Source organism: Veillonella sp. LMAG:90 (genome assembly GCF_008679445.1).
GTDB lineage: Bacteria > Bacillota > Negativicutes > Veillonellales > Veillonellaceae > Veillonella_A.
In genome coordinates this window covers 1,048,878-1,065,275 of sequence record NZ_NAND01000001.1, presented here as the reverse complement: position 1 = coordinate 1,065,275, position 16,398 = coordinate 1,048,878, and the positions used below count along the sequence as shown (strand labels likewise).

The 16,398-nt window shown below is 41.6% G+C and carries 6 protein-coding genes and 1 tRNA gene; 2 read left to right on the top strand and 5 right to left on the bottom strand.

Going from position 1 to position 16,398, the window contains the following annotated elements:
* Positions 1-21 precede the first annotated feature (21 nt).
* Together CCC71_RS04665 and thrC are read right to left on the bottom strand one after the other, a co-directional pair.
* A complete protein-coding gene (locus tag CCC71_RS04665; RefSeq protein WP_021841263.1) occupies positions 22-876 on the bottom strand; it encodes a DMT family transporter in 855 nt (284 codons plus the stop codon).
* 104 nt (positions 877-980) lie between these two features.
* Complete coding sequence (thrC, locus tag CCC71_RS04660) at positions 981-2,480, bottom strand: threonine synthase (protein ID WP_021841262.1); 1,500 nt, start codon at positions 2,478-2,480, stop codon at positions 981-983.
* Between the two features lie 325 nt (positions 2,481-2,805).
* Here thrC and CCC71_RS04655 point away from each other — a divergent pair.
* Positions 2,806-2,881 (top strand) — tRNA-Lys (locus CCC71_RS04655).
* Positions 2,882-3,066: 185 nt separating this feature from the next.
* Here the strand turns inward: CCC71_RS04655 and CCC71_RS04650 are convergent.
* The 3 genes from CCC71_RS04650 to CCC71_RS04640 form a co-directional block, all read right to left on the bottom strand.
* Positions 3,067-13,212 (bottom strand): YadA-like family protein, encoded by a 10,146-nt coding sequence (locus tag CCC71_RS04650; protein ID WP_296333113.1) that lies wholly within the window; start codon positions 13,210-13,212, stop codon positions 3,067-3,069.
* On the bottom strand, positions 13,155-14,054 hold the full coding sequence (locus tag CCC71_RS04645) for an ESPR domain-containing protein (RefSeq protein ID WP_021841260.1): 900 nt from the start codon (positions 14,052-14,054) through the stop codon (positions 13,155-13,157). The genes CCC71_RS04650 and CCC71_RS04645 overlap by 58 nt, the downstream gene beginning before the upstream one ends.
* A 571-nt stretch (positions 14,055-14,625) precedes the next feature.
* The gene (locus CCC71_RS04640; RefSeq protein WP_296333111.1) at positions 14,626-15,258 is read right to left on the bottom strand and encodes a TetR/AcrR family transcriptional regulator; all 633 of its coding nucleotides are present in this window, start codon (positions 15,256-15,258) and stop codon (positions 14,626-14,628) included.
* 310 nt (positions 15,259-15,568) lie between these two features.
* Between CCC71_RS04640 and CCC71_RS04635 the strand changes: the two genes are divergently transcribed.
* Entirely contained in the window at positions 15,569-16,252 is a 684-nt protein-coding gene (locus CCC71_RS04635) for an isochorismatase family protein (RefSeq protein WP_021841258.1), read from the top strand.
* Positions 16,253-16,398: the final 146 nt, after the last annotated feature.

Sequence of the window (16,398 nt, the reverse complement as noted above, 5' to 3'; positions counted from 1 at the left end):
GGCACCTACCTTTGTTAGGGCTTATACTTTGACGTGTTGCTCTTTTAAACGAGCAATCATAACCGATGCGACAAACATCATAATACCGGCCAAGACCGTCAGCCACGATAAGGTTTCGTCAAAAATCACAAAGCCCCACATGGCGTTGAAGAATACGCCGATATATTGTAAAAATTGTGCCACAACTGCATTGGTGGCCACAAATGCACCGGTTAGGAAGAATTGGGCAAATACGGAAATCCCGCCGATAATCCCAAGGATTACCCATTGCCGCAAATCAGGCCATACAAAATCAGGTCCCATCAAGATACCACCGACAATCATGGTGGTCACTAAGAAATAAAACATAATCTCATAATTACTGTGATGTCCCACTTGGCTGAGCTTGCGAATCGTAGTGTAGGCAGCGGCCGCAAAGGCAGCACCGGCGATGGCGTAGAGCGAATACCAATGGAACTCACTAAACGACCAAGGCTTAATCATAAGGCAAACAGCCGCCAAAATCAAAAGAAGCCATTTACCGGCCCCTTTCGGAACTGACTCTTTCAAATAGAGTGTGCTAAAAATAAACACGAAAATGCCGGACAACTGAAATAAAATCGCCGCGTCGGCCAACTTCATGTACGCCAAAGCAATAAAGTTACACAAGTTGCCTAAACCGCCGAAAATCCCGCGAACCGTAAGCATCCCGCGATTTTCCGTGGAAAAGGCAATGCCCTTGACCCGCATATAGATAAGGACTGCCACCGTGCCGATGAGGCCGCGGAAAAAGGTAATCTCCGCCGCCGGCATGGCTTGCCCCAGCATTTTTACAAATAAATTCATGATACTAAACGCCAAAGCGGATGCAATGGCATAGAAAAAAGCTTGTCTCACGTTGTCACTACTTTCTTAATGTATTACTACTATTTTGATTGCTATATAGTATCAACCAACAACTTATATCGTTAATAAGTAGGATGCGTCTGACTCAATATAGCTTATTTTTTAAAAGTATCGACAAAAGCAAGTATTTCTTTCCCCATTGATTCTTTATCAATGACTTTGGTAAAACGCAATTCCTTCGCCTGCAAAGCAGCCAGTTGTTTCGGGAACGCCACGCCCGTCACCGCACTGATGTGCTCAAGGCTTTCATATGGCGTATCGCCGGTCTGAATTTCCAAGGCTTCGCAAATCGGATTCGGGAACTTGAACGGATGGGCCGTCGCCGCAATCACCGTATGACGGCCACCATCTTCCGGATGCGCCTGCAATTCCTTCATGTAGGCCCCCATGGCCACCGCCGTGTGCGGATCCAACAAATAACCGTAGGAGTTATAAACCTGCGCAATGACAGCTTTCGTTTCTTCGTCGGAAACAAATTGACCGCTGAAATCCTTCTGAATGCGCTGTAACTCTTCGGCCGTTACCGACAAGGAACCGTTTTGTTTTAAATCCTTCATGCGGCTGTTGGTGGCTTCGTAATCCTCGCCGCTCACATAATATAAGAAGCGTTCAAAGTTGGAACTTTCCAAAATATCCATGGACGGTGAAATGGTCGTGTAGAATTCACGCTTCATATCATAGGTGCCCGTTTTGAAAAAGTCCGTCAACACATTATTACGATTGGAAGCACAAATCAACTTACCGATTGGCACACCCATCTTTTTCGCATAATAAGCGGCCAAAATATTGCCGAAGTTGCCGGTAGGGACCACCACATTAAACACTTCATCGCGATGAATAGCACCCTGGTTTACAAGTTCTGCATAGGCTGCCACATAGTAAACCACCTGCGGTGCCAAACGACCGACATTAATGGAGTTGGCACTGGAGAAACGAACTCCCTTAGCCGCCACTTTTTCAGCCATCGATTCGTCCACAAAGAGGCGTTTTAAAAATTGCTGCGCATCGTCAAAGTTACCGCGAATAGCCGTTACATTAACATTATCGCCCTCTTGTTTCTGCATCTGTTCTTGCTGCATCGGACTCACGCCATCGGTCGGATAAAAAACCTGAATGTGAGTGCCCGGCACATCTTTAAAACCTTCCAGCGCCGCTTTACCGGTGTCACCGGAAGTGGCCGTCAAAATAAGCACCTCATCCGTTTCTTTTTCCGCTTCTTTGGCGGCTACCAACAAATACGGGAACAAGGACAATGCCATATCCTTAAACGCCTGCGTACGTCCGTGGAACAATTCGAGCACCGATAAACGTTCCAAAATAGAATGCAACGGTGCAATTTCAGGCGTACTGAAATTTGCTTTGCTGTAAGCCGACGCAATCATGGAACGTAATTCCGCTTCATCAAAAGTTGTGAAAAGATTTTTTAATACGGTATACGCAATGTCCTCGTAGGATTTCTCCGCCACCATGTCATAAGTCAGACAGCGTTCCGGAAATAAGGCCGGCACATATAGACCCCCGTCACTTGCCAAGCCATGGAGCAATGCATACGTTTCACTTACCGTTTCTTCACTTCGTGTACTTCGATACTTCATCTCTCTACCCTCATACTTCTACTAATCTAAAATAATAATAGAAAATTTCTCTATTACTTCTTTCAATTAATTATACCGAAAATACACATTTTTTTCTACCTACCAACAGCGACGCTTTCCCCCTTAATTACGGCACCGTTATAAGTTATTACATTATTTTTACAAAATGTTGTAAAAAATAAAAATCTCCCGGCCCCTAAAAATAAACGAATATCGGAAACTTTTAAAAGCTTATGTTTTCTTTAAATTTTACATAATTTTTAAACTTTACTGCTATAAGGGTTTACATTTCGAAACAATAAGTATATAATAGCTATGTTGTTATGGACCACTAGCTCAGCTGGCAGAGCACCTGACTCTTAATCAGGGTGTCCAGGGTTCGAACCCCTGGTGGTCCACCATTTTTATGTCCAAAATTTGATATATTGCACTTAAAATCAAATAAAGAGCGATAGTAATACTAATCCCGGTGATCCGGCTATAGTTAGTACTATCGCTCTTTTTAATTATTCAGTTGTAAGCTCTATGCAGTTATAATGCAACATTTAACCTCTACACACTATTTAGCTGCAAATGTTCTCTACTCTTATTTGTTAACCAACGAATTTACGAGCTGAGTCAACTCTTCTATACGTTGTTTCTGTTCTTCCAATTGAGCGCTTTGCGTATCCAATTTTTGATTTTGCGACTGAATCATGGACTGCTGATCGTTAACTACACTACGGAGACTATCGATTTCCTGAGCCATCGCTTGGCTAGATCCGTAGTTAGTTGTCTGACCGGCACCAACACGCCAAGTTACACCGGCGTTAACCATGTTTTCACCGCCACCAAAGGAACTGCCGAGGCTGAACATCATGTCGCTATGTGGACGATAGAACGCACCAACTGCTACTGCATTCGCACCTTTGTAGTTACCCACACCGGCTGCAAATTCCCATCTTGTCGTCGGATTGTAATCTAACAGATGTAAAGCTGCAAGAGCTGCTGCACCGGCACCGACACGGTTCACACGGTTATCCAGTTTGTTAATCTGATTACCTAAATAGTTCATATTGGAACCGATATTCGTTACCGCACTATTTAACTGACCAACATTGACCGCATCAGTTTCAGCTTCACCGGCTACTACATCATGAATCTGATTTTTACCCATGCTGATAGTATCACTAGTGAGCTTAATATCTGATTTAGCTGCATCAGTAGTCTTAATCGTTACACCATCCGTATTAACCGTAGTATTACCCGTTACAAGTTCCGTAGTCGTTACACTATCAGTACCGATAACAGTTGCTGTATCACCAGAACCTACAGTAACACGTTCTAAACCGGAAAGTTTGGATGATAATTTAACTTTAAAACCTTTAGTTCCGTCATTCACGACACCAATATTGCCCTCAGTCAGAGGTTCCATCGCTCCACCGGTGATACTTAAGGTTTCAGCATTACCGACTTCAATTTTTTCTTCGGTATCGCTGATAAACTCACGTTTAGCATTTTGAATGGCCTCAATATCGGTATTAATGTCACCGATTTGAGTTCCAATATTATTTACCGCATCACGCAATTGTCCTTCAGTTGCGGCACGGTTTTCCACGATACCGTTCGTTTCAGGCTTCCAAGTCGTATTGTCGAGACCTGTAATATAGTGACCTGTCTTATCCGGATTAATCAGATTGCCCTCTTTGTCTTTCGCCGTATCACCTTGCTTACCAATAGTGAGCTGACTACCTTGGGCACCAATTGTTACTTGCCCATTAGAGCCATTAACTACTACTTGATTATTGCCTGTACCGGCAGTAATATTCGATGTCGTACCATCAACTACTACTTGTTGCCCCGGTGCAGCTGCGTTATTCAATGTAATTTTATCATTCAAATCAATAGTATTTGTCTTAACTCCATTATCATCAGTTGTTGTGTTAATAGTAATATTTTTACCGGAAGATAATTTACTGTTGGTAGCCTCTTGAGTTAATTTAGAAGATAACTCTTTAAGCTGTGCCACGTTAACGGCATCATAATCATCAGCACCACCGGCCACATTCGTAATACGACGACGATTAGCTGCTACAGTATCATCACCGATTGTGTATTCAGCATTGCCTACGGAAACCACACCATTTTCCGCTGCAAAAGCTTCGTTTGTTAAGTAGGCTTCCGTTTTCACACTATCAGGAATATATGCTAAAGAATTTTGCCCCAAAGCGACTGAATTATTAGAGGCAACACGCGCTTTCTGACCAATAGCAATACCATTATTTACCGTGCCTGTTCCATCCAAGGTATTAGTAATTGCATAGGATCCAATAGCAATTGCATTATCGCCGTACGCACGCGCCCAGTGCCCAAGTGCCGTTGCTTCATTACCATTAGCATACGCCTGTTTGCCTAATGCCGTTGCATAGTTACCTTTACCAATAGCCATTATGCCGACTGCCAAGCTATTCGTATCATGTGCTTCAGCTCCGGCACCTAAAGCAGTCGTCTGATAGCCAAATGCTTTAGCCGAGTTGCCAAGAGCAATTGAGTTCATTTGTTCTTTGCCTGCTTCAACCACAGTGTCATCATCTACAACTGATGTACTATTACCCGGCACACCTTGCACTGGGTCAGTAGAACGTATAGGACCCACATAAGCACTTACACCAATTGCTAAACCATTATTAGCACTACGTTCAGTAAGGGCTCCATAACCTAAAGCCATACTTTGATTGCCGTTAGCTTTTGTTTGAAGACCAATAGCTACCGTATTTAATTCATTTGCCTGCGTTTCACGCCCAATCGCTATCGAGTCATTTCTCGTTACTTTAGCCGAATAGCCGATTGCGACGGACTGATTAGCAGCCGCAGTAGCACCATACCCCATTGCTACTGCAACTGTGCCTGAAGCGTTGCTCCCAGCCCCTGCAGCAATACTCCAGCTGCCTGACGCACTCGATCCATTACCAATAGCTGTATCAGCTGACTTAGTAGCTTTAGCATTTACACCGGCAGCCAAAGCACCTGCCCCTGTAGCACCATCATTACCTCTATTTCCCGCATCAGTAGAATTTACCGAAAAATATCTTGTTTTATTAGTATCTAGTGCACTAGTTGATGCTAAACCACTTACTTTATAAGTCGTTCCATCATTACGAGTAAAGGTAATCGTATCGCCACTCAATGTAGCACTATCAGTTATTGTATCTTTTGCATTAACTTTGTACTGAGTATAACCCGCACTCGTATCTTTATCTATGCTGCTGATATTAGTGCCTGCAAGCACTTCAACTTTGGCAGCTTTAAGTTGGGCTATATTAACTGCGTCAGTATCAATTGTCCCGGCTGCCACATTAGTAATCTGACGGGTAAGACCTTCTTCACCATTACCAAGCGAGAGTGACCCCATGCCGGCCATCCACGGTGCAACCATCAATCGATACTTCATACCGGCATCCTTAGCCGCCTGTGCATTTTCCGGAGTTGGGTTCTGATAATATACAGCAGCCGCCGCATTCCATGCGTCTAACGCAGTCTGCATTTCAGGTGTAAAGTTAAAATTAGTTTCTGTAAGAGGATCATAACTAAGAATATTCTCTCTACGATCAGCAACAGAATAACTTCCCAAAGCAATGCCATTAGGAACTGTATTTCTCGTTTCTCGTCCAATACTTACACCGTTATCGGCCATCTCTGTTGCCGATGCCAAGTACCCAATTGCAATACTATCTATATTAGCAGCCTCAGTAAATCCACCAATTGCAATGCTCTGATAGTGCTTCGCCTTAGCTCCTCCACCTATGGCAATAGACTCTACACCGGTAGCACCATCATTATCTTTATTGCTTTCTGTTGAAGAATTTACAGAAAAATAAGAAATTTTATTAGCATCAACCTTACTATCTATCGCCTTCAACTGCGCTATGTTAACAGCATCCGTATCTTCGGTACCGGCTGCCACATTTGTAATTTGACGAGTTTCCTTACCTTTTATACCAACACTGACCGCACCACGATTACTGTTCCAAATAACAGAACCTGCGTTATCCGTCTGGAATTTAGTCAATTCATCACCGGTTAAGCCTGGTACATAGCCAAATAATTCACCGGCACCACGATCAGTTTTAGCATACGCACCTAGAGCAACAGCTGTATCTTTACTTGCATTGGCATAACTACCTAGACTCAGCGCATCTTCAGCAGACGCAATCGTACCTTCTTCAGCATTGCCTTTTGAGGTGCTTACAGACTGGTTAGCAATGTAGATGCCTTTACCATTTTCAGTTGTACCACCAATACGAACACTGTTGAGGTCTTGCAAGTCTTTGGCTAATCTTACTTTTAAGCCACTGTCGCTTGCTACAACACCGATATTATCTTCCGTTGTAAGTTGATCTGCCTTAGTGATGCCACCGGTAATTGACAAGGTTTCATTAAGCTTCTTAGCAATGGTTACATTTTCTGTGTCACCTGTGAAATTTAAACCATCATCCATGGTTGCAATTTCATGATCTGTACCGTCTTCATCTTTGTAAACAATACGTGTGATTCCATCTGTACCATCAAGTCCATTTTTCCCGTCTTTAACGGTAATATTGGCACTTGTGTTCTTTCCATCAGCACCATCTTTACCAGGTTCACCAATAATAGTAATACTACCGGCTTCGCCGTTTTTACCATCTGCACCAGGCTTAGTACCAGCTACTAGGTCTTTACTCATCTTCAAGTCGTAAACCTTCTGGCCGTCAACATCTTGCACAGCCATAGTAAGGTTGCTAGATCCGATGTACTCACCTAAAGCACCATTTGCACCTGCAGTCGGAGCATCGCCATTGAGGGTAACTTCAGTATGTTTTGCACCTTTAATAGCACTATTCAACTGACTTACGTTGACAGCATCTGTATCATCTGTACCCGCTACTACATTAGTAATCTTCTTGCTACCTGCATCAATGCCTGTTGTAGTAACAGATGGACCATTAGTGATTATCAAGCCTGTTGTACCAAGAGTTACCGCATTACCAACTTTAACACTATTTAAGCCTGTAAGGTCTTTAGCCAACTGTACTTTCAGTGCATTATCGCCGTCTTTTACAACGCCTATATTGTTATCAGTCAATAAGCTGTTGCCATCGGCATCAGTTGCTGTTGCACCACCGGTAATATTCAAGGTCTGACCATTGCCACGAGCAATAGTAGCTGTGGTATCATCACCTGTGAAGTTCAAAGTTGTCTTACCGGCATCTTCAGCAGCTTCAGCCACTTGTTTTAGCTGTGCCACGTTAACGGCATCAGTATCAGCAGTACCAGCTGCCACATCAGTAATTTGACGGGTGATTCCTTTAGAAACATCGCCCACCGATACCGATCCGGCTGTGGACTGCCATGTATACAAAGCTTTACCTGCTTCAGCCAATGCACTTTGTTTGCTGTCCAAATCTGCCTGAGCTGTAGCTAACTGAGCCTGTGTTGATTCAAGAGATGCTTTTATTCCCTGATATCCCGCATCTTGTTCATACGAATTATCCGGATACATGGAAACAATCATATCAATATTAGCTTGATATTCAGCTGCCTTAGCGGTTAAATCATTTACCGTTGTTTGTGCATCAGTTACTTCCGTCTGTAAGCTCTGATACTGTGTATTACTACCTAAAATACTATCCGCATCGGTAATTCTACCGGATGGGTCATAACCTACAACACCCTTATCTGTACGAGCCACAGAGTTAGCACCAAGAGCTACGCCACCCTTAATAGTAACATTAGCATTTCGACCAACAGCTACTGCATCACTAACAGTTGTTTCAAGTGCGGAATCTGCGGATCCAATAACAACATTATTATTGACACCGGTTAATGTACGATTATCACCAATTACAACAGCAGTCGTTGTATCTTTTACAGTATTATTAGAACCGGTCACAGTTACGTTATCTACATTAGTTGCTGTATTATGATAACCGGTCAACGCATTAAACTGACTAATGTTGCTACTTGTCCCCTTCAAGGTATTGTTCACACCAATGATAGAAGATGTACGGGTGTAATCAGCCGTGTTAGCACCGCCGATAGCTAAGGTCGCACCACCACTTTTAGAGTCTTTAATCACAGTTTGGAGCTTATCCACCATAGCATCTACGGAATCAGCGCCACTCGTTGGCATAGAAATAGAGGTAATAGAGTTTGTGATCTTATTCCCGGCACCAAATACTAATGAACCGTTAGTATTATCCGTAATATTGCCTAAGCCAACAATAGTATTTGCAATACCCTGATAAGACGAACCTATTGGTACACCAAAAAATTCAGGTAACTTTTCATTAGATCTAACACTATTTAAAGAGCCCAATACAGTAGCACCAAAGTTTTGTGCCCCATAAGCACCGGTATTCAACCTACCACTACCATCAAAACCACCCGTAGCAATAGAGTAAGAGCCCATCATAGTCGAAAACAAGCCTTTATTATAGGTATTCGTACCCAAGGTAGTCTGATTTACATGAAAACTGGTGTTGTTATCAGTAATTTGTTTACCACCCATGGTGCCTCGGTATACACGATCCCCAATATCAATCGAACCCGTACGGCCAAAAGCATTTGTGCCGATAACGATAGATGTAGCTACTCGGCTAGCATCAGTCGGATTATCATATCCACCGGAACCACGCTTAGGCCAATTCGTTGGATCCATTCCCAATAAGGCTTCTTGTTCACCGCCACCGGTGAAGGCTACGGCTCCTTTACCGATAACAATGCTACCATCCAAAGCAATATTTTCCGAAACTTTAGCATCACTACCGATGACAATACTGCCCTTGCCGCCGGAATAGACATTGGTCCCCAAAGCTATGCCATTTTCACGTTGAGCTACAGCATTCGGGCCAATAGCAATTGAGTTTGTGCCTTTAGCTCCGTCATTATTCTGGTTAGCTGCTAATTCAGATTTTACAGAGAAGTATTTAACTTTATTAGCCGCCAATTCAGCTGTTGTAGCAATACCGGTTACGGTAATAGGAGCCCCTTCATTTTGAGTAAGTGTTAAAGTATTATTTTCTAAAGATGCTCCCGTAAGGTATGTATTTTTTAAACCGGTCACGGTAATTGGATTATTATCAGAGTCAGTCAAAACTAATGTACCATCGGCACCAACATATGTTACTTCGCCTTTAGCTAAAACTGTATTTGTATCTGTTGATTTAATTGTATACGTTGTTGCACCATCATCAGCCACATCAGTAGTAATCGTTACATTTTCGCCTTGTTTCAAGGTTACTTTATTTGCTTTCAACTGAGCTACGTTAACAGCATCTGTATCTTGAGTACCGGCTGCTACACCTGTAATCTGACGAGTAATATCATTGGCTGCATCACCAACAGATACGGAACCAACTGTAGAGGTCCATGTAGAACCGGTTAACGCTTTAGTGCTAGGATTATATCCATCTACGCCTTTATCAACGCTTGCCACAGAATTAGAGCCTAAAGCTACACCACCATCAATAGTTGTATTTGCATTTCGACCGATAGTAACCGCATCACTTGCACTCGATGTCATTACAGAATCAGCCGAGCCGATAACTACGCTATTAGCCGCATCAGATACCGTACGATTTGTGCCGATAATCGTTACATTATCTACATTAGTACCGGTATTTTTAAAACCTGTAATGTAGTTGTATTGGCTAATATTGTCACTAGCACCGGTCAAGGTGTTATTAACACCAAGGAGGGCAGATTGTTGAGTATAATCAGCCTTGTTGCCGCCACCGATTGCAAGAGTCGAGCCACCACTATTGGACGACTTAATAGAATTCATCAATGTTGTCTGTAAAGCTTTAGCAGAATCTCCTGCAGAGCTTGGTGCTGCTATTGTTGTAATGGAGTTAGTAATTTCATTACCAGCACCAAAGATTAAGGAACCATTGGAGTTAAAGGTTCTATTAGCCACACCTACAACACTATTAGCGATACCGGATGAATTAGACGCAGTAGCAGACTCTATGCTATTCAAAGAACCCATAATGGTAGCACCAAAGTTTTTCCCTGCACTAGAAGAAAAACCACCGCCATTATAGTTACTACTGGCAATCGAATAAGCGCCCGTAATCGTTGCAAATGCACCACCATTATAACTATTCGTACCTAATGTAGTACTATTAATATTTACACCTTGTGCTTTAGTATCAGCACTATCAACCGTTACATCACCTAATAATCCACGATAATTATGCGAACCAACCATAAGACTACCTGTACGAGCATAGGTATTTTCACCTATAGCAATACCAGTTGCTTCTTTGGATGGATCATTCGGTATTTGAAGAGTACCGAGCCAATTACCTGCAGTGAACGTTGTTTGTCCCATAGAGAATAGATACTCTTGCATACCTGACATGTTTTCAATTTTCGCATTTTGACCGATAGCAATACTTCCGCTTTGATCAACGTAGTTATTAATATTGGCACCATTACCGATAGCAATATCACCGCTACCTTTTTTACCATTACTATCTGAAATACTTGCTTTACCGATAGCAATACTATTATTAGCAGCTGTAGTCGATTGACCGATAGCTATACTATTAGCACCGGATGTACTGGATTTACCGATAGCAATTGCATCTGTACCGGTTGCGCCATTATTATTATAGTTAGTGCCATTAGCCGCAGAATTTACCTGGAAGTAATGAATCTTATTAGCTTCAACTTGAGCGGCTGTTGCTAAACCACTTACGGTAATAGGTGTACCTTCAGTCTGAGTGAGAGTTAATGTCCCATTGTCAAAAGCTGCACTAGTAAGATATATATTTTTATCTGTAGAAGCAATCTTATAATCTGTAGATCCATCAGTGCCAGTTGTAGTCGTAAGTGTGACATTATCACCTGCAGTTACCGTTACTTTATTAGCTTTCAACTGAGCTACGTTAACGGCATCTGTATCTGCAGTGCCAGCTGCTACGCCAGTAATCTGACGAGTGATATCATTTGCTGCATCACCTACAGATACCGAACCTATCGTAGAAGTCCATGCAGTACCGGATAATTCTTTTGTACTAGGATTATAACCGTCTACACCTTTATTAACACTAGCAACAGAATTAGATCCTAACGCTACGCCATCATCAACAGTCGCATTAGCATTGTAACCCATAACAACAACGTTATCTGCTGTTGTAGTTAAAGTAGTATCAGCTGCGGCACGAAGCGCAGTCGTAGTTTCTTTATTAGCACGACCTAAGATAACGCTATTATCGGAACCTGTTACAGTACGATTATCGCCAAGAAGAATAGTATTGTTAGAGTCTGCTACCGCATTTTCATTACCTAAGTTAACAATTGATGTAGAGCCACTAACCGTGTTATTACTACCTGTTACAGTTACATTAGTTACACCGGTTGCCGTATTGTTAAAACCGGTTAACGCGTTATATTGAGCTACGGAATCCTCAGTACCTTCTAAAGTATTATTAACACCGACGAGGGCCGATTGTTGCGTGTAATCTGCCTTGTTGCCACCACCAATCGCCAACGTGGATCCGCCACTATTAGCATTCTTAATACCTTCTATTAAACCAGTTTGTAAATCTTTTGCCGAACCATCAAGCGAAATATCTACCCCTTCAATTTTGCTTACAGAGTTAGTAATCTCGTTACCCGCGCCAAATATTAAAGATCCATTTGAATTAAAGGTACGATTTGCAAAACCAACAACGCTATTGGCTACACCTGATGTAGTATTTTCAGCAGTAGAGGATTCTACACTGTTCAAAGAACCTACAATAGTAGTTCCCAGATTTTTGCCGGCATTATTCTCATCACCACCGCTGGCATAGTTACCGCTTGCAATAGAGTATGAGCCTACAATAGTGGCAAAAGCTCCGCTGTTATAGCTGTTTGTACCTAAAGTCGTACTATTAACATTAACACCGGTAGCACGGATATTGGCACTATCTACATCAACATCGCCTAGAGTTCCACGATAATTATGCGTACCAATCATCAAACCACCGGTACGAACGAAGGTGTTTTCACCAATCGCAATGCCGGTAGCTACTTTCGAAGGATCTTCCGGAATAAATGCCATACCGCCACCAGGTCTATCAACTATATTATAATTAGTTTGTCCTAGCCCAAACATAAATTCTTGCATACCGGCCATGTTATCAATCTGCGCATTTTGGCCTATTGCAATACTAGCACTTTGGTCTACATAGTTATTGATTTTTGCACCGTTACCGATGACAATATCGCCACTACCCTTACCACCATTACTATCAGAAACGCTTGCACCGTTACCGATAGCAATGCTATTATCTGCAGCTGTGCTAGCTTTACCTATAGCAATAGAGTCTATCCCTTTAGCTCCATCGTTATTATAGTTAGTACCACTAGTGCCTGAATTAACTTGGAAAAAATGTACCGAACTTCCGCCCGAACTATTACCGGCAACAGCCATAAGCTGTGCCACGTTAACAGCATCAGTGTCTTTCACACCGGCTGCAACACCTGTAATCTGACGAGTTGCAGTTGCTGTTCCATCACTACCAAGTACACCAACAGATACAGCTCCCAAAGTAGATTTCCAAGTCGCTGATGTATCCGTAGAAGCAGCTTTTGTGGACGGATCATAACCTGCAACACCATAATCTACATTAGCCAATGAGTTAGAACCTAAAGCTACGCCATTATCTACGGTTGCATTAGCATTATGTCCAAGGATAGTTGCGTTGGATACAGTTGTTGCCATTTCTGCATCAGCAGACCCGATGACAACGTCATTAGTCGCCCCGTCAATTTACGTTTATCCCCAATTACAATATTGGACGTCCCATCTGACACAGTATTGCTGGAACCGATTACATATGTGCCATCCGTATTGGTCAAAGTATTTTTTGCACCGGTAATAAAGTTATAATCACTGGTATTGCCGTCTGCACCATTCAACTTATTGCTAACACCGGTAACAGCCGAGAAACGAGCATAGTCTACTGTATTAGCACCACCAACAACCAAAACTTGACCACCACTGTCACCTACCGAAGCAGCTAAAGCTTTAGCCGTAGCGATTGGATCAGTCGGATCAACATTACCAACATTAAAGGTTACATTACCATAAGAATTAGTTACCGCATTACCGGCACCAAAAATAAGTGTCGCATTGGCATTCTGCGTGGCATTAGCTGCACCAACAATAGAATTAGCAACTCCATCAAATTGTTGAGTTCCAGCTGCTACAGTATTCAAAGAGCCTACAACGGTAGCCATAGCACCTTGGAAACTACCGGAAGCAGATTCAACCTTAGCACCTGCACCGGCAGCTACAGAGCCAACACCTTGGGCTCCGTCGTTACTTTTATTCCCAAATTGTGATAATGCACCATTCATATCATTAACACTGTAATACTGATCAGCCGCACTTACCCCGGCTGTCATCCCAGCACACAGTGCCAACACAGAAAGAGCCACGCCAATTTTCTGGCCTGACTGGCTATGTGTAGATCCGGCTTTGCCATTACGTTTGGCCAACTCAGATACTACTACGTAACTATTTTTTACTTTACTCCAAATGACTTTGTACTGCTTATTCATTACAGAACCTCCCCATGATAAAAAACTCACAGTAAATTCATTTTAAAAACCTTATTAATACCTCAAAAAAAGCAAAAAATATCACTTTTATTTATCTTAATTCTATAATTTGTGTTTATAACTGTCAATTCAATTCGTATATTTTCAATGTTATTTTTTCATTTTAAACTCATTAATATAGTTCTTATTTCAAGTTTGATATAAGAAGGTTTATTATGTCCATCAACACGCAATATAAAAGGATCTATTTATTTTTTAGTTCCAATTTATTATAATCAAATCGCAATAATACGTCACAACTTTTATTCATTTACTACTTTAATCAGTAAATACGCATGAAAACTTCATGTTTTTAAAATGATAATTTTCAGAAAATATATTAATAAATAGTTACAATATATATTAATGAAAAGTTTTTACTATAAATTCACTAATCCATGTTAATTTCATTTTATTCATATTAATTCTCTATGATTTTTTCACAACAAAAAAACTCAATGTATAGCTTATAAATACGCTGGCTATACATTGAGCTTGTACACACACTATTTAATTGAATACTCCGAGCTTTTTAACTCCACTGGTCACATTTCAAACCGCCCAAAATAAATTGCAAAATCTTCTGTTGCAGGCGATACCACTCGTTCTCTTTTAACTCTAACAAACTGCGGTTAACCGAGCTGCTGCCATTAACGATAAATTTAAAAAGCAATTCCGCTTCATCCTGTTTCATATTTAGCTCTTTCATGAGCACCGGAACGATCTTAGGGCTTTCATACTGGTGGATTTTTTGAGCGATAATCGGAGCCACATCCGCATCTTTTACGAGGAATCTGTATTTTTCAAGTTCCAAATATTTATGACACGGCGGAAATAAAGAGCTGTCCTTCGGTAACTCCTCATCCCCCGTCTGATTTAACATAATTTGCAACTTCTTAAGCGATCCCTGCTTTTCTTTGGGCGTCATGGAATTGATAAGTTGCAGGCTATCGTTAATAATATCCTCCAACAAGTCATCAATGGTGTTGTAGTATAAATAAAACGTTCCTCGCGCAATATGCGCTTCCCGACAAAGCGCGGTAATGCGGATGGTCCGAAAATGACTGGTTTTCAGCATAAGCAGCAGTGTATCTTTTATATGTTCGCGAGTATCCGTTGATACGTGTCGTTTAGTTCCTGTTTTTTCATTCGAGCTTTCAATCAAGGTAAATCTCCATCTCCTTACTGTTGAAATCATAGCTATATTATTATCTCTTATTTTATCATGGAGACTATTATTTCTGTGAAAAACCCGGTCAACTATAAACACATTTCAATTTCTGTATATTTTTTACAAAAAACGCAATTTATGTACACTTTTTATTTTCTGTTCATTGCTTTCTAACAATCAGCCAAAGTATAGACATATTTAAATTTCTGCATATTGTTTCTAAATAGCCCGCTCACTATAATAGGATACACAAGGTACACCAGAGATGTACCAAGGTTTGTATTCCTTGAAAGGAGATTTCAAAATGGAACTTTACAAAAATTTTGACGGCAAAGCCCCTATGATTGACGTTAATGACACAGCTATGTTGCTTATTGACCACCAAAGCGGTCTCTTCCAATGTATTAATGACATTGATTTCTTGCGTATTCGCGACAGAGCGATTGCGTTAGCTGAAGCAGCTGCATTAGTAAATATGCCTGTTATTACGACGGCTTCCGTACCCCAAGGTCCAAATGGTCCGTTGATTCCGGAAATCCATGAAGTGGCTCCGCATGCAGTATATGTAGCACGTCGCGGCGAAGTAAACTCTTGGGATTGTAAAGATTTCGTAGATGCTGTAAAAGCAACCGGTAAAAAGACGTTAATCATCGCCGGTACGGTAACAAGTGTATGCATGGCATTACCGGCTATTTGTGCTGTTAATGAAGGCTATCGCGTATTTGCAGTGCCTGACGCATCCGGTACGTATTCCAAAGAAGCTGCTATGGCCACTATGATGCGCCTCACCCAAGCAGGGGTTGTGGTAACTGACGCCGGTGCTGTATTGGCAGAATTACAGCGCACATGGCATACACCTCAAGCCGACAAATGGGCTCAAATTTGGGGTCGTATTTTTACAAATTATCGTCTTCTTTTAGAAAGCTATGCTAAAGCTGTAGAAGTAACAAAATCCGGCGAACCAATGGACAACGAACGCGAAGATTAATTTTGCGCCGCCCCACTTATTAATCTATAGCAAGTATAAAAACACCTCCTCGTTGATTAATATATGGTAAGTCTAAAACAAAGTAAGGAGCAGTAACGAAATCGAGTTTTTAAACTCACATTTCAGTTACTGCTCCTTATTAATTT

Coding starts and splice junctions, on each gene's coding strand:
- thrC (WP_021841262.1), bottom strand. CDS start 2,480: ATGAAGTATCGAAGTACACGAAGTGAAGAAACGGTAAGTGAAACGTAT.
- CCC71_RS04645 (WP_021841260.1), bottom strand. CDS start 14,054: ATGAATAAGCAGTACAAAGTCATTTGGAGTAAAGTAAAAAATAGTTAC.
- CCC71_RS04635 (WP_021841258.1), top strand. CDS start 15,569: ATGGAACTTTACAAAAATTTTGACGGCAAAGCCCCTATGATTGACGTT.
- CCC71_RS04650 (WP_296333113.1), bottom strand. CDS start 13,212: ATGGCAACAACTGTATCCAACGCAACTATCCTTGGACATAATGCTAAT.